This is a genomic window from Nostoc sp., assembly GCF_036919575.1.
In the GTDB taxonomy this organism is placed as follows: Bacteria; Cyanobacteriota; Cyanobacteriia; order Cyanobacteriales; family Nostocaceae; genus Nostoc.
Window position 1 is genome coordinate 151,402 of sequence record NZ_JBALBY010000010.1, and the last position, 21,490, is coordinate 172,891.

The window sequence follows — 21,490 nt, forward strand, 5'->3', positions numbered from 1 at the left end:
GGATTTCACTTTTTTGATCACAACACTAGAAAATTTCTGCAAATAGTCGAGGAAGAACTCTACACTCGTCCTATCTGCCACTACCACGCTCACCACTGTCAGTCCCTAACATTGTTATCTCAACCAAAAATAAACGAAAGAATTGTTCAACAGCAGATATATTGCAACAGAGCCAATGTCAATAAACTGTTGTTGGATTAAATGAGAGTTTTTACAGAACTTAGTTAGCTTCGTTCAACTAGATTAGTTTCCTACTGTCATTCGGAGATCCAATCGGAATTATTTAGCAGCGAAAGCTAGTAGAGAAAAGTTAAAGAACAATAAAGCTCTGTAGAAGTCGGTCGTCTAACTTTCCTTACACTTAGTATTCCCAAATTAGGTTCACAATCTATACAAAAGAAGAAACTAGTTGATGATTTTTTTAAATAAGTTTAAATGATTTTAATTAGCAAATAATTCTTATATTCGCATCTGTAATTAGCGCTGATATCAAGGAAATATTAAATAAAATATTTCGTATTTATACGATAATTCTGTATAAACTACGAGATATTTTGTCCTATATTAGTTGACATTAATATGCCTCCGTATATGCACTATAGCAATCCGAATTGAATCATGAGAAAATACGGAGATTAAAAATACATATTTATAAGCTTTTCAGCAAAAAAATTGTAGGTTGGGTGGAGGCTTTGCGTAACCCAACATCCTGATATATGTTGGGTTGCGCTCCGCTCCACCCAACCTACGTCTACGTCTAATGCACTATTTTAGCCTAGACTTCTTAGAGAAGTCGGGGATCTCTTGGTTCACGAATAATTAAGGACTTTAATCCTTATTTTCTAAGCACTAAAGTCCTTACTACAAACGCTTCATTACTAGCTTGACAAAGTACTAGTTATCTCTAATGAAAGAGGCGATCGCATTTTTTATCGGATAACCGGAGTCATCTCTGGTATAGTACGTCAGACCTTTATCAATGAATGCAGAAGTAGTATCTATTAACTGCTGAAGAACCTCGGAATTAGTGTTATCTATTTCTTCAGTGACTTTTTCGCCTGTAAATCGGTTTTTTCGATCTTCTGGAGGTAATACAATCCGAGGATCTTTATAAGTCTCTTTTGGCTTGGGTTGAAATGTCTCATTTAAGTCAAACTGAAGACGTAAGTAACGTTTAGAATCGTATCCGCCCATGATTTGTCGGGAAATTGTACTACCAATCTCAGATGTAGGTTCTATAAAGATATTAGTAAGATTTTTTGCCCAGTCGAAGCCTCTCCATTTGCTTATTTGCTTATATTGATATGGTTCACCAGTTTGACCTGTGCCAATAGAAAGAATAGAAATATCTTCCAATCGCAGATTATCCAGTTTATATTTTTGCTTGATTGTTGGAGAGACTGAAGACTGACTGATCCTCATAACTAGACTCAAAGCTGCGAGAGAAGGGTTATTAGCAGAAACTCCTCCATCAATATGTGGGAATTCCCAATCACCAAATTTTTCTTTATCTACAGGTTCTAATTTATATGGTGGGAAAAAAGTGGGAGCTGAGGCAGAAGCGGTACATATCTCCCATAAATAACAGTCATCGTACCATCTGTCTCCTAGATCGGGATGACAATTTGTAAAAAAGGTTGTATTCCGATATAGTGTATCGTAAGCAAGAATCAAAATAATCGGTTTTTCAATATCCTTTATTCTTGTGGATTTATACGCATCTTTGAGGACGCTAATAATTCCATCATGAGAATATTTAGGTGGTGAAAGTACATTCAAAATGGATTTTATGATGGGCGGGAAGTTTTTGTAGCGGTCTTTTCTCTGCTGAGGAAATATATCTTTACCCCGATCTCTATACAGTTTAATAAGTTGATCGCTCTCCTTTCCAAGAGCAATACCTCCTGTTAATATTGAACCAGTAGAAGTACCTGCAATTAGGTCAAAGTATTCGTGTAAAAACTTTCCTTTCCCCTGATTTCTAATTTCTTGCTCTACTTGTTGAAGTATTCGGGCTGCAATGACTCCACGAATACCGCCCCCGTCTAAAGCCAAAATTTTGAAGGACATAGCAATTCTCCTTGATTATTTCTTTTGATGTGTATAGCGGTACAAGAACCCCACCCCCAACCCCCTCCCCGCTCTTCGAGCTACCGTGTACACACATCTCTAGGCTGGATCTGATCCCCCTAAATCCCCCTTAAAAAGGGGGACTTTGATTTCGATTCCCCCCTTTTTAAGGGGGGTTAGGGGGGATCAAAACGTTTTTGGACAACTTTATAAGACTTGTGTATACACCGTAGGCTCTTCGAGAGCGGCTATGATGTACCTTGTATGATTAGGAAACGCTATAACTATTTGTGTACTACGTAAGCTTAAATAGATATTTGCTACAAGAAAGTTAAAGCTTGACCCCGCACTTGCGTATTTACCTGGCCTTTGTCATAAACTATCTCACCGCCGACAATGGTGGTTGTAGCCCAGCCGGTGAGGTTCCAGCCTTCAAAGGGACTCCAATGGCATTTGGTTAAAAGTTCCTCGCGCCGGACTGGACGGTATGTGTTTAAATCTACAAGCACTAAATCGGCATCGTAACCAGGCGCGATCGCTCCTTTATTCGGAATACCATAAGCTACAGCTACAGCTTTAGACATCCAGTTCACAACTTGAGCCACACTACACTGTCCTTGCATCGCCGCAGTTAACATCAAAGCTAGAGAAGTTTCTACCCCAGGCATTCCCGAAGGACTATTGGGGTATTCTTGAGCTTTTTCTTCTAAGGTATGCGGCGCGTGATCTGTGGCGATGAAATCAATCACGCCATCGCGCAAAGCTTGCCAGAGAACTTCGTTATCGTGGGGCGATCGCAACGGTGGATTCATCTGTGCTAAGGTACCAATTGTTTCATAAGCGCTAGTATTCAACAACAAATGCTGTGGTGTCACCTCTGCTGTCACCCAACTAGGTTTATTCTGACGCAGCAAATCTGCTTCTTCGGCAGTTGACAGATGCAGAATATGCAGACGACGTTGATATTTTTGAGAAAGTTTTAATGCCAGTTGAGTTGCAAGCAAAGCCGCTTGATTATCTTGAATTTGCGAGTGAACGGCGGGATCGTGAATGTTGGCAAATTCTTGGCGACGCTGGTTGATTCTAGCTTGGTCTTCGGCATGAACGGCAATCAAGCGAGCCCCTTTAGCAAATATTGCCTCCAATGCTGTTTCGCCATCAATCAGCAATTGACCATGCATCGACCCCATAAAAATCTTAATTCCTGGTGTTGGCTTTGCCAAAAGCAAATCTGGTAGATTCTCTGCTGTTGCCCCAATAAAAAAGCCATAATTAACCAAGCACTTCTGGGAGGCACGTTCTAGCTTATCGTCTAAAGCCTGCTGTGTGGTTGTCAGGGGGCGCGTATTGGGCATTTCTAAAAAGGAAGTAACTCCGCCTTTAGCACAGGCACAACTGGCGGTGAATAAATCTTCCTTGTGTTCTAGTCCAGGTTCGCGGAAATGTACCTGCGGATCAATAACTCCTGGCAACAAAGTTAACCCTTCTGCGTCAATTTCAGTGGCTAGTGCTGTTTGAGAGATTTCTGGCGCAACTTCGACGATTTGGCGATCGCGCGTCAACACATCCCCAATCATCAGTTCACCATTGGGTAAGATTATACGAGCGCGGCGAATCAGTAAAATTTTTGGAGATGACATAAGCATAAGGAATTCAAAATTCAAAATGGGGAAATGCAATCTTGGCAAGCATCCTGGCTATCGAATCCATCTAAATTCAAGCCACAGTAGCTTATATTTTATGGAGAACTATGCTTTTAGGTTAAACCGAGTCGCGATCGGAGTAACCAATTTTTGCCAGGCCAAAAAAAAGTTTATTTTTAATTTATGAAGAACCCCGTCAAGATGCAAACATGACTAGGAAATTAAAGTTTTCCCGTTAAGATTAACAGATAAAGTCTCACTAGGCGAGTTAATTACCTACATTTTTCTTTCAGTTAAGTAATTTCATGCAAAATCAAGTGTCTGATAACAACTCTAGTCAACAACCCGATAATTCCTGGATCGCAGAGCTAGGTAGAACAATTGTATTGAGCATTGTTCTAGCTCTGGGAATTCGTACATTTGTTGCTGAAGCACGCTGGATTCCTTCTGGATCGATGGAACCTACTCTGCATGGTACGCCCAACCAGTGGGAGGCAGACAAAATCATTGTCGATAAGTTGAAGTATAAATTTGCTGACCCGCAACGGGGAGATATCGTAGTATTTTCACCTACAAAAGAGCTACAAAAAGAACAATACCAGGATGCTTTTATTAAACGTATAATTGGCCTACCTGGAGAAAAAGTACAACTCAAGGATGGCAAAGTTTATATCAACAACAAATCTCTCCCAGAATCCAATTACCTCAGTTCTGAGCAGAGTACAGTGATTGATGTTTGCCAATCAGGGGTACAGCCACCTTTTTTGGCAAAACCCCAGACTATACCAGCCGATTCATATTTAGTACTAGGTGACAATCGTAACAACAGTTATGATGGTCGCTGCTGGGGTCTTGTCCCCCGCCAGAATATTATTGGACGTGCTGTACTTCGCTTCTGGCCTCTAAATCATATTGGCGGAATAGATAAATCGCCACTATATCCATAATTAACAATATTAATAAGGTGGATAATTACAGCTATTTTCAGGTAAATAGACCACGCGGTAGGGGCACAGCACTGCTGTGCCCCTACGATAGATGTGGTTCAAATACATGATTTCTGCTGTTGTCTCGTTCCCAGTCGGAGACTGGGAATGCCCCTCATTGAGGCTCCGCCTCTGTAACTCGCGGCAGAGCCACCAGGAACTGCATTTCCAGCTTCTTGCTGGAAACGAGATTTTAATCCGAAATCCGAAGTCTAAAATCCAAAATTGCAATGATGCCTTACCTAGCAAAGATTTTATTGTATCCCGTTAAGTCATTAGATGGTGTTGAAGTTGAGAACGCTAGAGTTCTTGGCAGTGGCGCACTACAGCATGACCGCGAGTTTGCAATTTTTGACGAACAGGGTAAATTTGTCAATGGCAAGCGTCATGCGAAAATCCATTTACTAAGGGCGCAATTTGCACTTTTAAATAGAACTATCTCGTTGCAAATCCCAGGCTGCGACTTCCAACAAATTTTTCATTTGGATGAGGAACGGCAAGCATTAGAAGCAACTTTGAGTGATTTTTTTGGGTTTGCTGTCACATTCGGACAAAACTCTCTGATGGGTTTTCCTGACGATACATTTTCACCTGGCCCAACAGTAATTAGCACGGCAACCTTGGCAGAAGTAGCTTCTTGGTTTCCGGGTTTAAGTGTAGATGAAATCCGCCGTCGGATGCGTGCCAACATCGAGATTGATGGTGTACCAGCATTTTGGGAAGATCAGCTATTTAGTGAACAAGGTGATTTAGTCTCCTTTCGAGTGGGAGATGTGTGCTTTTTTGGGGTTAACCCATGTCAGCGTTGTATAGTCCCAACACGCGATTCTTACTTAGGGGAAGCTTACCCAAACTTTCAAAAAATCTTTGCTACCCAGCGACAAGCAACTCTGCCAAATTGGGTTGCTTCATCGCCTTTTAATCACTTTTACAGATTGAGTGTCAATACCCAATTACCTCCATCGTCAGCCGGAAAAATTTTACAACTTGGCGATGAGGTTGACATACTTCCACAACAAAATTAACATTTCTTTAAAATAAAAAATACTAAGTTACAGCAGAAATCATGTATTTGAACCACATCTGTCGTAGGGGCACAGCATTGCTGTGCCCCTACCTGCGTGGTCTATTTACCTGAAAATAGCTGTAAATATAAGTTTTGATACAAGCCAGAGGTTTTGAAACCAGAAAATCAAGACATCAGCAATTAAAGAAGTCGGAAGTCGGAAGCGATGCCCTGAGCTTTGTCGTTCGCGCAGCGTCTCTAAGAGTTGGGTACAGTTTAGTAACGGGGATTTAGCGCCGCATTGCGGTCTTGGCGTTTCCCCTCTTGAGCAACTTTGCAAGACAGACCCCAATACGGATCGGTTAAGGTGCATAGGCACTTATTGATCCCCCTTAGTCCCCCGATAAATTGGGGGAAATAGAGCCATTATTAGCCCCCCAATTTATCGGGGGGTTGGGGGGATCAACTCTTATCCGAACCGTATTGAGACAGACCCCGCTTAACATACTTGCGGCTTGTTAGTTGCCGGGGACTTAAACCCACCGAATTTTGTTAAAAATTAAATTTAGGGTTCGGTGCTAATGGCGACCTGAATTTTAGAATGGCATACTGTAGTTTCTCGGTCGAATTTCAGTGAGTCCGAGAAAATCTGTTGACACATTGCCAGATCAAACTGAGCAAATTCAGGTGCGGTGATCTACCCGCCCAACCTACGCGATGTCTACGGCGGGTTGTTCGGTGACGCAAAGTTTGAAAATTAGGCATTGGAGGAACTCAGTCAATAAAAAAAGTATAAAAAAGTACTTTTATTTTTTATACTAAATAAGGGACTTCCAACAAATAAATTACTCAATCTTGTGGGGTGGGCAACATGAGCGCCCATATACAAGGGATCTCGTGTCGCCCACCCCACAAGAAGTAGTTGAGTATTTTTTTATTTGTCAGTCCCTAATAATGCAAAAACATGACCAAAGCGATCGCATATCGTAATTATACTGATAGTGAACGTATTGTATATAGCGGAAAGACTACCAATATAGGCTGGGGAAGAATTAAACAATAATGTTATCCAAAATTCAGCCCGTCAAATCTATTAATCGCTTAGTTGGCAAAGTTTATGCCAAGATGCCTGTGAGATATGTTCTGATTGTGCCCTTTATATTGCAAATTTGTGGGGCGGTGGGACTTGTGGGCTATCTTTCCTATCAAAACGGCCAAAAAGCGGTAAATGAGCTTGCTACTCAATTAGAAAGTGAGATATGCGATCGCATTGAACAGCATCTTGATGACTATTTAACAAACCCGAAGCAAATCAATCAAATCAACATAGATGCAGTTGAGCTAGGTTTGCTCAACCTTTCGGACTTTAAAACCACCGGAAATTACTTTTGGAAACAAATGCGGGTTTTCGATATTGGCTACAACAACTTTGCCAACCCCAAAGGTGAATTTATCGGCATTGAACGTTTAGATAATGGCACACTGTTAATTAATGAAGTTACCGAAAAGCACGGCATCGGAAAACTTTATGTTTACAATTCAGACCAGAACGGCAATCGCCGCCAGTTGCAGCAAGTCAAAAATTACGATCCTCGACTAGAAGCGTGGTATGCAGATGCAGTCAAGATAGGCAAACCCGTTTGGAGTCAAATTTATCAATGGGAAGATAAACCAGAAATTTTATCCATATCTTCCAGCTATCCTGTTTACGATAAAACTCACAAACTTGTTGGGGTGATTGGTATCGATTTGATATTGTCACAAATCAGCAACTTTTTAGCTAAATTAAATGTCGAGCGTTCGGGTAAAACTTTTATTTTAGAGCGTTCTGGGTTAATAGTGGCCTCTTCTATTAGCAATCCACCATATACCATCGTTAATGGCAAAGGAAAACGTCGATCAGCATTAGATAGTCAAAATTCTTTAATTAGACTCACAACACAATCTTTGATCAAACGCTTTGGCAGTCTTAAGTCTGTTGTGGGGAAGCAACAGCTAAGTTTTAGTGCCGATGGAATGCGTTATTTTGTGCAGGTAAAAAGCTGGAGGGACGAACTGGGCTTAGATTGGCTAATTGTGGCGGTGATTCCCGAAGGCGAATTTATGGAGCAAATTAACGCTAACACCCGCATTACTATATTGGTGTGCATAGTTGCTTTTTTAGTTGCTACAAGAATTGGGATTTTGACTGCTCGCTGGGTAATTAATCCGATTTTACAATTAAACACATCAGCGAAGAAAATTGCTCAAGGTGAATGGGAGCAGACACCAGAAATTCAGCGCTCCGATGAATTGGGGGAACTAGCTAAGTCATTTGAAACTATGGCAAAACAACTCCAAGCATCCTTTAGTGCTTTGTCAGCAAAGAATGCCCAGATGCAAGTTTTAAATGAGGCGCTATCTCATAGTCAGAGTCGGCTAACTCAATTTTTAGAAGCCATACCAGTAGGTGTATTGATCATAGATGCTAAAGGTGAACCTTATTATAGAAATCAAATTGGGCAGCAAATTCTTGGTCAAGGAGCGATGTCTAACGACAAGCCCTCCGGGTTCGGGAGTGACGCTCGTTCGCGTAGCGTGTCGCAGACAAGACTCGCTAACGCTACGCTAACGCAATCGACGCCAAGCGCCTTCTCTACGAGAGGCTTTGCCAACGCGCAGCGTCTCGTAGAGAAGACTGCGACACCCTCACCGCAAAGCGTCTACGCAAAAGTTAGCGTTGATAAATTGTCAGAGGTATATCAAGCTTACCTTGCCGGGACAGATCAATTTTACCCCAGCGATCGCATGCCGATTTTGAGAGCATTGCAAGGGGAAAGCACCAGGGTTGATGATATGGAAATTCGCTCTTGTGACAAGATTACTCCCATTGAAATTTTAGGAAAACCCATCTATGATGAATCGGGAAATCTAGCTTTTGCGATCGCCACATTTTTTGATATCACCCAACGCAAACAAACAGAAAAGTTATTAGCAGAATACAATCGCACCTTAGAGGCTCAAGTAAAAAAACGTACTGAAGAGTTCCAGCAAGTTATCGAACAACTGCAAAATACCCAAGAAGAACTGATTCAATCGCAAAAAATCGCTGCACAGGAACAACAAGCAGCAATTCGTGAAGCAGCGCGAAGCACCAAAGCCAACCTCGCCAAAAGCGAATTCCTCGCTAATATGAGCCACGAACTGCGTACCCCACTCAATGCCATTCTTGGTTTCACCCAAATCATGAGCCGAGATTATTCGCTATCTGGCGAACATCAAGAAAACTTGGCAATTATTAATCGTGCTGGCGAACATCTACTCAAGTTAATTAACGACATTCTCGAAATGTCTAAAATCGAAGCTGGCAAAATCAGATTAAATCGCAGTAGCTTTGACTTAATTCATCTATTGAAGAACTTAGAAAAGATGTTGCACTTGCGTGCTGCATCTAAAAATTTAGAATTACTGTTTGAATATGCACAAGACATTCCTGAGTACATAGAAACTGACGAAAAAAAGCTGTGTCAAATCTTGCTCAACCTTTTGGGAAATGCCATCAAATTTACTGATACAGGGAGAGTGACACTACGGGTGAGACTGGGGGCTGCGGAAGCAGGGGAGCAGGGGGAGATGAGGGAGCAGGGGGAGATAAGGGAGCAGGGGGAGATGAGGGAGCAGGGGGAGATGAGGGAGCAGGGGGAGATAAGGGAGCAAAATCTTTCTTATCCCCCTTATCTTCCTCATCCCCCTCATCCCCCTCATCTTCCTTATCCCCCTTATCTCTTCTTCGAGGTACAAGACACTGGCTGTGGTATTGCCCCACAAGAAATTGACTTGCTGTTTGAGGCTTTTGAACAAACCGAAATCGGCAGAAAATCGCAACATGGGACGGGACTGGGTTTGGCGATTAGCCATAAATACGTGCAACTGATGGGAGGAGATATTAGTGTCAGCAGTATGCCTGGTGTCGGTAGTACATTTGCCTTTGATGTTCAGATTGCTCTAAGTTGCCCCAGAGAAATCCCGACGAACCCAACTAAATACCAAATTCTAGCTTTAGCACCTACTGAAAAAGCATACCGGATTTTAGTAGTTGACGACTCCAAAGAAAGCCGTCTATTGCTAGTTAAAATTCTCACCGCTCTAGGCTTTGAAGTCAGGGAAGCTACTGATGGTAGTGAAGCGATCGCTAATTGGAAATCTTGGCAACCACACTTGATTTTTATGGATATGCGAATGCCAGTCATGGACGGTTATGAAGCTACAAGAATTATTAAAGCTAGAGAAATCCAAGATGGGCAATGGGGCACTTGTACTGAGCAGATCGACAGGTCTGACAGTGAGCTTGTCGAACTGCTCACTGTCAGACATTGCCGAAGTATGGAGCATACGGCCAACCCGGCGTTGGGGCACCTTTGTGTTGCCCAAGTTCCGAAAGTTATAGCAACTGCGCCAACAGCCCTGGCTCACCCTTGCGACTTCTCTGGGGTAACGCAGGATTACTCCAATACACAGACGATCATTATTGCCCTAACTGCTAGCGCCTTTGAGGAAGAACGCCAGAAAATTTTGTCCATTGGCTGCGATGATTTTATTCGCAAGCCATTTACACAGGAAGTACTATTGGAAAAGCTGAGTCAGCATCTGGGCGTAAAGTATACCAACCAACTAGAAATCACAAAAGGTGCAGTTATCGATCAACCTACACAGATGTTTGTCAGTGTTGCCGAACTTCTGAGCCGTTTATCACAAATGTCACCTGAGTGGCTCCAACAAATCCACTATGCCGCAGCCAGCTGTAGCGATGAACTGATTTTAGAGTTACTCAAGCAAATTCCATCAGATAATCGTCAAGTTTTCCAAGTTATCCGGGATTTAGCAAATAACTACCAGTTTGAGAAAATCATGGAATTGACTATAACAAACGTAAAATGAATTACGACCATTTAGACTCTGATAAAAAAGATATTTTGATCATTGACGATATGGCGGACAACCTCCGAATTTTATCATCCATATTGACAAAGGATGGGCATAACGTTCGTAAAGCCTTGAACTGGCAAATGGCACTGACAGCAACTCAAGCACTATTACCAGATTTGATTTTACTCGATATTATGATGCCAGAAGTAGATGGCTATGAAATTTGTCAGACATTTAAAGCTTGGCAGCTAACAGCTGATATTCCGGTGATTTTTATTAGCGCTTTAGATGATGTTTTTGACAAAGTTAAAGCCTTTAGGGTGGGTGGTGTAGACTACATCACCAAACCTTTTGAGTTTCAAGAAGTTTTAGTGCGCGTGCAAAATCAACTTGCATTGAGATCAGCGCGATTAGAAATATTGAAACTAAATATGGAACTGGAACATCGGGTAAAACAGCGAACTGCCGAGCTAGAAAAAACTCTACAAAAACTCCAACAAGAAATCACTTCCCGTCAGAAATTGCAAAGTAAACTGCTAGATATAGCACTCCATGATTCACTGACAGGATTACCAAACCGAGTTTTGTTTATTCGGCGGCTAGAAAATGCTCTAAATCGTACCCAACAAGAATCTAGTTATCAGTTTGCGGTACTTTTTTTAGACTGCGATCGCTTCAAAGTTGTCAATGATTCTCTTGGCCATCAGGTGGGAGATGAATTGCTGTTAGCCATCGCTCACCGCCTGCAAGGATGTCTGATACCTATTGATACTCTAGCACGATTGGGCGGTGACGAATTTGGAATTATCCTAGAAAATATCACAGATATAAATATAGCAATCCAAGTTGCCGAAAGAATTCTGCAACAGCTATCACTTGCTTTTAAACTGTCAAGATATGAAGTATTTATGAATGCCAGTATTGGTATTAGTTGGGGCAATAAATATTATGATCGCCCAGAATATTTGCTGCGGGATGCTGATACGGCAATGCATCAGTCCAAGGCTCAAGGAAGAGGCAAATATCACGTTTTCGATCCAGGGATGCATCAAAAAGCTATTCAGCTTTTAGAGTTAGAAAATGACCTGCGAAGGGCTGTTGAAAGGCAAGAATTCCTCGTTTACTATCAGGCAATTGTTTCGCTGACTACAGGCAAAATCTCTGGATTTGAAGCCTTGGTGCGCTGGCAACATCCGATTCGCGGTCTGGTTTATCCCGGAGAATTTATTCCTGTGGCAGAAGAAACAGGTTTGATTAATCCCATCAATACTTGGGTATTACAGTCAGCTTGTCATCAACTAAGCATTTGGCAACATTATCCTGTAACCCCACAACCTCTAACTATTAGTGTCAATTTGAGTGCAAAGTTATTTTCACAGCCAAATTTGGTAGAACAAATTGACCGAATAATTTATGAAAATCAAATAAATCCTGTATACTTGGAATTAGAAATTACAGAAACTGTAATTATGGAAAATACTAATGCGATTAAAATAATTCTTCAACAACTAAAGCAGCGAGAAATCAAGTTGATTATGGATGACTTTGGTACAGGATATTCCTCTTTGAGTTACTTGCACAACTTTCCTTTCGATGCGCTTAAAATTGATCAATCTTTCGTCAAACGTATGCAGCAAAACAAAGAGAATATGGGGTTAGTACCAGCAATGATTGGCATTGCCAACTCAATGGGGATGAGTGTAATCGCTGAAGGTGTCGAAACTCAAGAACAGTTAGCCCAATTGAGAAGTTTAAACTGTGATTTTGCTCAAGGATATCTGTTTTCTAAACCCATAGAACAACAATTGGTTCTTAAGTTGCTTGCCGCAGCACCTCAATGGTAGCTATCAAATAGCGCCTGGGAAAAATTTCATTGTTGACACTCGCCTAGAGAATCTGCGCGTGCTAAGTAGGTCGGCGCAATTAAAGCTAATTGGTGAAGGCTGTCATTTGTCCTTTGTCACTTGTACTGAGCGAGGTCGAAGTATTGGTCATTAGTAAGGGCTTTAAGCCTATTTACGTTTCGTAATATACTTGGGTTTTTTCGCACCAACTTACTTATGGCGTTTCCTAATAAGAATGAGGTACAGCTTAACCTCACCACGATAAAGCTGTGCTTTATCTTACATCTGTGTGAGTTAAGAGAGAGGTTGGAGGTGAGGTTTTGATATGTACTTTATGCAGATAGGAACCAGTATATCTACTATACTGCTGTTAAGTAGGTAGGTTGAATTAAATATAAAAAACTCCACGCCACTTGCGGGATGGAGTTTTTAGTCATTAGTCATTAGTACCAATGACCAATGACTAATGACTAATGACTAAAGCGGCGGGGCGGATATCCCTCTACAGACACCTGGGGATGGAGTTTCCCGCCGCTTTCTATAAAATCGCTTTAGCTGTAGGGTGTGTTAAGTACCGTGAGAGTTAAACTATAGGACTGGTATAAGATTAGTGAAATGCACGTAGTGGACTCTCTAGGCTAAAATAGTGCATTAGACGTAGACGTAGGTTGGGTGGAGCTTTGCGTAACCCAACATATATCAGGATGTTGGGTTACGCAAAGCTCCACCCAACCGACAATTTTTTTGCAACATTTTAGGCAAGAGGGTTTACTACAAGACTACCGATATTTTTTGATAAATCAAATATGATTCCTATATCAATATAAGTATTTCGGTGAAATCGGTCAACAAATTTTAGGGTAAATTCAAAGAAGCATTTACTATTCTCAATCATCATCCGCCTAGCTTTTGATAATAATGCATTTTAATCAAACTAACCTTCACAAAAAAAATATTTTGGTAGTCGATGATACCCCAGATAATTTGCGGCTTTTATCGGCGATGTTGACTGCACAAGGTTTTGAAGTTCGCAAAGCCTTAAACGGTAAAATGGCACTGACTGCGTGTCAAATGGTTTTGCCAGATGTGATTTTGCTGGATATCAATATGCCAGAGATGAATGGCTATCAAGTTTGTCAACAACTGAAAGCTGATGATAAAACTTGTGAAGTCCCAGTAATTTTTATTAGCGCCCTGGATGATGTTGTAGATAAGGTAAAAGCCTTTGATGTTGGTGGTGTAGACTATATTGCAAAACCTTTTCATGGGGCAGAGGTTGTGTTGCGAATTGAAAATCAGATTAATTTACGTTTGCTCCAAGTTAAACTGCAAGAAAAAAACTTTTTACTCCAACAGGCTCTTGACAACTTGAAAGCCGCCCAAGTTAAACAGATTCAGAACGAAAAGATGGTGGCGTTGGGGCAGTTAGTGGCTGGACTGGCTCATGAGATTAATAACCCGATCAGTTTTATTTATGGGAACCTCAAATATGCTGGTGAATATGTGCAAGAACTAGTAAATATGATTGAGGTCTATCAACAGGAATATCCCAAACCCACACCAAAAATTCAGCAAATAGCCAAAAATATAGACCTGAATTTTATAATTAAGGATCTGCAAAAGCTCATAGGTGCAATGTATAGAGGATCTGATCGCATTCGGGAAATTGTCTTGGCGCTACAACACTTTTCTCGGCACGATGAAGCAGAGATGAAGCCGGTAAATATCCATGAAGACATCGAGAATACTTTGGTGATGTTACAACATCGACTCAGGGAAACAGCAGACCGTCCCGCAATTGTTGTAGTGAAAGATTATGGTAATTTGCCTCTAGTCAGTTGTTATGCAAGTGAACTAAACCAAGTATTTATGCATCTGTTAAATAATGCTATTGATGCAATAGAAGAAAGAGTGGGGAATCAATCTTCTACTCCCCAAATTCGGATTCATACAGAGGTGACAGACTTGAATATGGTCAAAATTGCGATCGCTGATAATGGCACTGGTATAAAAGAGTCGTTGCGATCGCGTTTATTTGACCCATTTTTTACCACAAAGCCTGTAGGCAAAGGTAGTGGGCTAGGATTATCCATTAGCTATCAGATTATTGTGCAAAAACATCGAGGAAATATTACCTGTACCTCATCTGTTGGGCAAGGAGCAGAATTTGCGATCGAAATTCCCATAGAGCAACCTGAGCCTTAACTATATTGCAGCTTCAGAAAAAATGCTATTAGTCTTGTTTCCAAATGCGTCTATCGAGATTAAAGTCTTCAACAATTCCCAACATTAAGTTGAGAGTTTCAAAATATTCTCTTAACGGCGCGAATTTTAACATGCTTTTAAATAGATTAGGTTCAAATATATTATTTTCTACTGCTTCTTCAATGGCCATATATATCATATCATCAACAAAGGAAATATAAATATTTCTATTGGTTCTCTTGCGAAAGTTAACTATTTTATTCATTAAATTAGTAGATAAGACATAACGTGCTTCTACTTGATCATCACCATAAACAGTGAAAAGTTCAGCAAACTCTGGATCTTCTAATTTAATTATCTGTTTCTTTGCATGATTAACAGCATGAATATTGACCTTGATAATTTTTGGTTCAACAATTGTAACCGTTTGGAGATTTTTATTAAATTTAGCTTTAAAAAATAATCCTTTAAAGATTAAGTTTGTGCGAGTCACTTCATTTTTAATAATTTCCGATTCAATTTTTTTATATTCAATACTTTTACCACGTAAAATATTATTAAATATATATGGTACTAATTTAATAAATCTAAAAATTAAAAAACCAATATAAAATGTAGCCGGCAAGAAAAAAGTAAGAAAGTAAAAAAGGCGTAAGATTGAAAATATAAATATTATGGTTGAATCATCGTGAATTATTGTTTCATTATTTACTTTTAACCAATACGTAATATCTAAAGGATTAGTCCAAGAATGTTTTAGTTCTACTTCGGCGCGAATATTAGAGAACCAGATATCAACACCATTGACTCTGCCATGAATATAATCATCCTGTAGAATTTTATTAGGTTTGATAAGTCCTTGAAATAGTTGGCTATGTTGGAAAGAATCTATACTATTTTTAATATCTTTTTCCCAAGAAACTATTACATATTTTAATTTTTTATTTTGATTAATAAAATTAAATATTTTTTCAGATACTTTGTATTTAAAACCTGCGGAAAATGTTTCAACCGCTCCAGTATAAAAAAGTATCCAAATCCAAAAAATTAATAATAGAACGAATAAAAAATTGAAAAACAAAAATATGAATGTAAGTGGTATAAATATGGTTAAAGAGCCAAGTTGAAAAAATACAGTATTTTCATTAGAAAATTCGAGAAAAGAAGATATAACTGGAAAAGCCCTGAGCATTACTATTATAATAGACAAAAAAAGTAGATCAGCAATAAGAATAAATAATAAAACTTGTTTTCTTCGAGCTTCAAATATTTTTAATTCATCCAAGAGATTGTTTTGGAAAAAGACTTTAAATTCATTTAATGTTTTTGGTGTAAACTTTTCAATAGCTGGTTCGCATTCTTCTAATAAAGTTTGGCTTGGTGGTTGTAGCTGAACTGTTGATTCGGTGGAGTTTGGTACAGTCGCAGAAACATCAATATCATTTGTAAATAGCTCTGTAAATAAAAGTTCTCTTGCCCATTTTCTCGTTGCTTCATGGTCATTTATCAAAAGTTGCTGACAAAGAGCGATCGCTTGATTAATTTCCCCGTTTTGTTGATATGCTTTTATCAGCCATTTTTGTGCTTGCAAATATTCTTTTGTAGCTGGAGAAGCACCTTGACAAAAAATATTTAATGCTTGAATGGCTTGTATATAGCGTTTTTTAGTAAGGTCTTGATACGCAGTGTTTATAAGTTCAGCCGCTTGTGCAGTAGTAAGTGAAGTTTTAGTTGAATTTAGCGATGATTTTTGTTCTATAGGTTGAGCTTCTGAGAATATTTCGGCAAGATAGTACTGTGCTAATATCTGAGTCGTTTGATGTTTGCTATTGCTCAGTTCTTGGCATAAGTTAATTGCCTGATCAAAGCGTCCATTGTAGAGGTATGCATCTAAAAGTAATACCCGTGCATATAAATATTCTTTTGCATTTGTTTCTGCATTATTTTGGAAAAAACTTTCCAATCCATGAAGTGCTAACTTGTAATTTTTTTGATGCTCTAATAGTTTAACTATTGCATTTAAGAATTCTCCAATATTTACTAGTTTCAATTCTGACATATTTTTTAAATTTCAATATTTACATTATTTCTTGCTTGTGCATTAGCTTGAAACTGCAATTTTAATTGATATCTCATCCCCGAAGCTATAATATTTGTCGGAAACATTTCTACAGCATTATTATATTCAGTTACAGCAGAATTATAAAATCTCCTGGCGGCGGAAATTTGTTCTTCTACTTCATTCAATGAATATTGCAATTGGATAAAATGCTGATTTGTTTTTAATTCTGGATAAGCTTCTACTGCTAGTATAATTTTGTTTAACGTTCTCGAAATTTGGTCTTCTACGGCAATTCGACTATTATCACTTAAATTTTTTGAAGTTGCTCTACTTCTGAGTCTGCTAATTTCTGTCAATATTTTTTGCTCAAATTGCATATACATTTGAGCTAATGTTACAAGTCTGGGGATCAAATCACATCTTTTTTGCAGAACCACATCAATAGTAGAAAATGCATTATCAACTTGATTTTTTTTGTAAATTAGGTTGTTATATAAAATAATAAATATGATTAATAATAAAGCAATAAAGCTTGTTATATAAATAAACATTTTATTCATGAGAATAATTAATTATTATTTATACTCTAACTAAATAGTTTTTTTTAAAGAGTATTGTTTTCGTAAAAATATGTGAAGTTACTATAATTTATTCAGTATAAATAACGTCAGATATTGGATTTATTATTCTTCTATCAATTCTCCATGAGGATGCACTTAGTAAAAAAAAGAACGGCGCGGCAGTTCTAAAGTGAAAAAGGAACGATGTGTATCAAAATGAACTGCTAAATATAAGAGTCTCTGGGGTTGATCTTCTTCAACTAACAAAACTTTTGACTTCAACAGCAATAGGACTTACGCACTCAAAACCTGAAACCTCGTTCGCGTAGCGTGCGCGAAGCGCACTCCCCCCTAACCCCCCGATAAATTGGGGGGATCTAAAAAGCCCCCAATTTATCGGGGGTTGGGGGATCTCTTATGCGTAAGTCCTAAGCAATTTTTTCTTCGTCTCGTTCGGCTGCTAGAATTTTCTCTGCACCAAGGTCTGTGTACATATCCAATTCACCAAAACGTCGCAAGAGAGGGTCATTGGTGATCAGCCAACCATCTTTCTCTAAAGCCTGTTTTACTACATCATGGAAAATGTCCAACGCCTGCATAAATTAGTGTTGAATTTTCCTAACGGACAAACTCCCCTTGAGCAGCAGGAGCGATCGCTTGTGTTAATTCTTCTGGAATATAAGGTAAAATTCTATACCAATGTGCATCCCAAAATTGGATATTTTTTTACTTGGAAGTCCCTTAATTAGGAAATCAGGATTTTTTCTTGATTACAGACTACTATTTTTAGTCGCATAAACGCATAATAGAATAGTGACTGATTTGTTCGCCCCTTTACAATCTCTCAAACAAGGTCACTGGTTCAAGCTGATCTGCGGAGCCAGCTTCCAGCATTTGCCGGCAGTCAGAAGTTTAACGTTAGCCTATACTTTGGCGGGCGCTGACTGCATAGATGTCGCAGCTGATCCAGCAGTGATCGCAGCAGCGCAAGCAGCGCTACAAGTAGCCAGAACTCTTGCTAGGGAAGCCCAAAAACGAGGCTTTGACTACAAAGGCAACTCACCCTTTTTGATGGTCAGCCTGAACGATGGAGAAGACCCACATTTTCGGAAAGCAGAATTTAATCCTACTGAGTGTCCTACAGACTGCCCAAGACCCTGTGAACGGATTTGTCCGGCACAAGCAATCGTGTTTAACAGTATAAAAGAAGACTTTTCGGGAGTATTATCACAAAAGTGCTATGGCTGCGGTCGTTGTATACCAGCTTGTCCATATGATATAATTTATACAAGTTCATATATGTCAACGCCGGGAGCGATCGCGCCATTGGTAATGTCAACGGGAGTAGATGCCGTAGAAATCCATACAAAAGTCGGGCGGTTGGCAGAATTTGAGCAATTATGGCAAGCAATTTCACCGTGGGCCGATCAACTAAAGTTATTAGCTATCAGTTGTCCCGATGGCGAGGGGATGACTGACTACCTGAGAGCAGTATATGACCTGATTACCCCGCTCAACAGTGCTTTAATTTGGCAAACCGACGGCCGTCCGATGAGTGGTGATATTGGCGATGGCACTACAATAGCGGCGGTGAAATTAGGGCAAAAAGTTTTGGCAGCTAAGTTACCGGGATATGTGCAGTTAGCAGGCGGCACAAATAGCTATACCGTTGCTAAGTTAAAGGCAATGGGACTGCTGAAGAGAGCAGGGGGAGCAGGGGGAGATGAGGGAGCAGGGGGAGATGAGGGAGCAAAATCTTCCTCATCCCCCTCATCCCCCTCATCCCCCTCATCTTCCCCATCTATTTCCGGTGTCGCCTACGGTAGCTACGCCCGTGTACTGCTGTCACCAATTCTTGAACAGTTAGAGAATAAGGAGGTAAGTAACACCAATGTAAAGGCGACTGTTCGCCTAGAAGAAGATGATACATTACTTTGGCAAGCTGTAGAACTTGCCCATTCTCTCGTTTCCCAGATCAAGTCACAGCAGGAGCGTTAATCGCTCGTTACGGAAAATTACCCACGGCGGATTCTCCTGCACGTAAATGTCCTCGCTATCTCTAAAAACGTCACCATAGAAAGCATGACGATTACAGACGATCTCCAAAAGTTATTAGACATTTTGCCCCAAGACCTGCAACAAGCACTAGAGAGTCATCCCAAACGAGATAGTTTAGTAGAAGTGGTCTTGGATTTGGGGCGTCGCCCAGAGGCTCGCTTTCCCAATCAAGCTGAGTATCTGAGCGAAGTACCCGTTACTCAAGAACAGATAGATGATTGCATTCAACGAGTCGGAATCTTTGGCGGAGATAATCGGGCAGGAATTGAGCAAACTTTACATCGGATCAGCGCTATTCGCAACCGCACGGGTAAGGTTATTGGCTTGACCTGTCGCGTTGGTCGGGCGGTATTCGGAACCATTGGCATGATCCGCGATTTGGTAGAAACTGGTAAATCGATTCTCATGCTGGGGCGTCCAGGCGTGGGCAAAACTACTGCCTTACGGGAGATTGCCCGTGTTTTGGCGGATGATCTGCATAAACGAGTGGTGATTATTGACACCTCCAACGAAATCGCTGGGGATGGTGATGTTGCTCACCCCGCCATTGGTCGCGCTCGGCGGATGCAAGTGGCTCATCCAAATCAACAGCATCAGGTGATGATTGAGGCAGTGGAAAACCACATGCCAGAAGTCATTGTCATTGATGAAATTGGCACGGAACTCGAAGCTTTAGCGGCTCGTACCATTGCGGAACGGGGTGTACAGTTGGTGGGTACTGCCCACGGGAATCAGATCGAAAATCTGATTAAAAACCCCACCCTGGCTGATTTAGTTGGGGGTATCCAAGCTGTGACGCTGGGAGACGATGAAGCTAGACGGCGAGGTAGTCAAAAAACAGTTTTGGAGCGTAAAGCCCCTCCTACCTTTGAAATTGCGGTGGAAATGTTGGAACGCCAACGCTGGACAGTACACGAAAGTGTTGCTGACTCAGTAGATAATCTGCTGCGGGGACGTCAGGCTACTCCACAAACGAGAACCGTTGATGATCACGGCAAAGTGGCTGTTACAAGGCAGTTAGCTGTTGTCAACGGTCGCGGTGGACAGCTAGCGACAGTGGAGGAATCTTTCCCACAGGCGCGACAGTCTAATGGCTCTAATGGTTGGCGTTCATCGGGACAAATGGTAGCACTGCCGCAATTGCCAGTAGAGCGGGTGACTGGACGCAGTGAGTTCGATCGCTTGCTGGATGAATCCTTCAATTATTCTGAGAGCATTGATTTCGATACTGCTACCAGACAGCCAGGGCCAAATGGTGAAGATTTGCCACTGCACGTTTACCCTTATGGGGTTAGCCGCCACCAACTGGAACAGGTAATTAGTGTGTTAACTTTACCCGTGGTATTGACAAAAGACATAGATAGTGCTGATGCAATTTTAGCACTGCGATCGCACGTCAAAAACCACGCCAAATTACGCCAAATGGCCAAAGCGCGTCATGTACCCATTCACATGATTAAGTCCAGCACAATTCCCCAAATTACCCGTGGTTTGCGGCGGTTGCTAAACATCGACGACCCGGAGATGGCCGACGACCGAGAACTGCAACTGTTTTTGCACAATGGTAGCGATGATGAGATGGACGCCTTGGAAGAAGCTAGACTTGCTGTTGAGCAAATTGTGATTCCGAAAGGACAGCCAGTGGAATTATTGCCGCGTTCTCCCCAAGTCCGCAAAATGCAACATGAGTTGGTAGAACATTATCGCCTCAAGTCGCATAGTTTTGGCGAAGAACCAAATAGAAGATTGCGGATTTATCCGGCATAACCTCACCTCCAAACCCTCTCCGTTGGCATCGGTTTTACCCCACCCTAACCCTCCCCGATGGATTGGGGAGGGAACTAGATTCCTGTTTCCCCCCGTTTATTGGGGGGATTAAGGGGGGTAATTTGACTTGTGTATACACCGTAGCGTAGGGAAGGGGGGTCTAGTGCGTTAGGTTTGATATCAAATTCGGCAAATCACTTACGATATGTCATTGCGAATGCAACGAAGTGGAATGAAACAATCGCAAAGGTTTGGGATTGCCACGCTCCGCTCGCAATGACATAAGTATTAAGGCGGACATGATATGAGAGGCTTTGGTGTTACGAAAAATACTTTTCAAACATCCTCTCATATCATGTCCGCCAAATTACCCATAATAAAAGA

Annotated in this window: 11 protein-coding genes and 1 pseudogene; 7 read left to right on the top strand and 5 right to left on the bottom strand. The window is 40.8% G+C overall.

The window, feature by feature from the left end; genetic code table 11:
* Positions 1 to 894 precede the first annotated feature (894 nt).
* On the bottom strand, positions 895 to 2,070 hold the full coding sequence (locus V7K27_RS03755) for a patatin-like phospholipase family protein (RefSeq protein WP_334944449.1): 1,176 nt from the start codon (positions 2,068 to 2,070) through the stop codon (positions 895 to 897).
* Between the two features lie 320 nt (positions 2,071 to 2,390).
* A complete protein-coding gene (locus V7K27_RS03760) occupies positions 2,391 to 3,710 on the bottom strand; it encodes a dihydroorotase (protein ID WP_334944451.1) in 1,320 nt (439 codons plus the stop codon).
* A 308-nt stretch (positions 3,711 to 4,018) separates the two neighbouring features.
* Between V7K27_RS03760 and lepB the strand changes: the two genes are divergently transcribed.
* The 5 genes from lepB to V7K27_RS03785 all read left to right on the top strand — a co-directional run bounded on the left by lepB (position 4,019) and on the right by V7K27_RS03785 (position 14,659).
* The gene (lepB, locus tag V7K27_RS03765; RefSeq protein ID WP_334944453.1) at positions 4,019 to 4,660 is read left to right on the top strand and encodes a signal peptidase I; all 642 of its coding nucleotides are present in this window, start codon (positions 4,019 to 4,021) and stop codon (positions 4,658 to 4,660) included.
* Positions 4,661 to 4,932: 272 nt separating this feature from the next.
* Complete coding sequence (locus tag V7K27_RS03770) at positions 4,933 to 5,724, top strand: MOSC domain-containing protein (RefSeq protein ID WP_334944681.1); 792 nt, start codon at positions 4,933 to 4,935, stop codon at positions 5,722 to 5,724.
* Positions 5,725 to 6,767: 1,043 nt separating this feature from the next.
* Entirely contained in the window at positions 6,768 to 10,622 is a 3,855-nt protein-coding gene (locus V7K27_RS03775) for an ATP-binding protein (protein WP_334944455.1), read from the top strand.
* Entirely contained in the window at positions 10,619 to 12,454 is a 1,836-nt protein-coding gene (locus tag V7K27_RS03780) for a GGDEF/EAL domain-containing response regulator (protein ID WP_334944457.1), read from the top strand. Before V7K27_RS03775 ends, V7K27_RS03780 begins: the two co-directional genes overlap by 4 nt.
* Before the next feature lie 918 nt (positions 12,455 to 13,372).
* A complete protein-coding gene (locus V7K27_RS03785) occupies positions 13,373 to 14,659 on the top strand; it encodes a hybrid sensor histidine kinase/response regulator (protein WP_334944459.1) in 1,287 nt (428 codons plus the stop codon).
* A 28-nt stretch (positions 14,660 to 14,687) separates the two neighbouring features.
* Here V7K27_RS03785 and V7K27_RS03790 read toward each other — a convergent pair whose 3' ends face one another.
* The 3 genes and pseudogenes from V7K27_RS03790 to V7K27_RS03800 form a co-directional block, all read right to left on the bottom strand.
* A complete protein-coding gene (locus tag V7K27_RS03790) occupies positions 14,688 to 16,718 on the bottom strand; it encodes a DUF3137 domain-containing protein (protein WP_334944461.1) in 2,031 nt (676 codons plus the stop codon).
* Between the two features lie 5 nt (positions 16,719 to 16,723).
* Positions 16,724 to 17,281: a LemA family protein gene (locus tag V7K27_RS03795; protein WP_334944463.1), complete on the bottom strand. Its 558-nt coding sequence runs from the start codon at positions 17,279 to 17,281 to the stop codon at positions 16,724 to 16,726.
* A 431-nt stretch (positions 17,282 to 17,712) separates the two neighbouring features.
* Positions 17,713 to 17,880, bottom strand: a pseudogene (locus V7K27_RS03800) (element excision factor XisH family protein); the annotation flags it as partial.
* Positions 17,881 to 18,094: 214 nt separating this feature from the next.
* Between V7K27_RS03800 and ldpA the strand changes: the two are divergent.
* Both ldpA and V7K27_RS03810 read left to right on the top strand, forming a co-directional pair.
* Positions 18,095 to 19,279: a circadian clock protein LdpA gene (gene ldpA, locus V7K27_RS03805; RefSeq protein WP_334944467.1), complete on the top strand. Its 1,185-nt coding sequence runs from the start codon at positions 18,095 to 18,097 to the stop codon at positions 19,277 to 19,279.
* 84 nt (positions 19,280 to 19,363) lie between these two features.
* Positions 19,364 to 21,106: a R3H domain-containing nucleic acid-binding protein gene (locus tag V7K27_RS03810; protein WP_334944469.1), complete on the top strand. Its 1,743-nt coding sequence runs from the start codon at positions 19,364 to 19,366 to the stop codon at positions 21,104 to 21,106.
* Positions 21,107 to 21,490: the final 384 nt, after the last annotated feature.

What these genes read in the sequence shown, in the direction of transcription:
- V7K27_RS03770 (WP_334944681.1), top strand. Translation starts at nt 4,933, where the DNA reads ATGCCTTACCTAGCAAAGATTTTATTGTATCCCGTTAAGTCATTAGAT.
- V7K27_RS03775 (WP_334944455.1), top strand. Translation starts at nt 6,768, where the DNA reads ATGTTATCCAAAATTCAGCCCGTCAAATCTATTAATCGCTTAGTTGGC.
- V7K27_RS03795 (WP_334944463.1), bottom strand. Translation starts at nt 17,281, where the DNA reads ATGAATAAAATGTTTATTTATATAACAAGCTTTATTGCTTTATTATTA.
- V7K27_RS03780 (WP_334944457.1), top strand. Translation starts at nt 10,619, where the DNA reads ATGAATTACGACCATTTAGACTCTGATAAAAAAGATATTTTGATCATT.
- V7K27_RS03810 (WP_334944469.1), top strand. Translation starts at nt 19,364, where the DNA reads ATGACGATTACAGACGATCTCCAAAAGTTATTAGACATTTTGCCCCAA.
- V7K27_RS03755 (WP_334944449.1), bottom strand. Translation starts at nt 2,070, where the DNA reads ATGTCCTTCAAAATTTTGGCTTTAGACGGGGGCGGTATTCGTGGAGTC.
- V7K27_RS03790 (WP_334944461.1), bottom strand. Translation starts at nt 16,718, where the DNA reads ATGTCAGAATTGAAACTAGTAAATATTGGAGAATTCTTAAATGCAATA.
- V7K27_RS03785 (WP_334944459.1), top strand. Translation starts at nt 13,373, where the DNA reads ATGCATTTTAATCAAACTAACCTTCACAAAAAAAATATTTTGGTAGTC.
- lepB (WP_334944453.1), top strand. Translation starts at nt 4,019, where the DNA reads ATGCAAAATCAAGTGTCTGATAACAACTCTAGTCAACAACCCGATAAT.
- V7K27_RS03760 (WP_334944451.1), bottom strand. Translation starts at nt 3,710, where the DNA reads ATGTCATCTCCAAAAATTTTACTGATTCGCCGCGCTCGTATAATCTTA.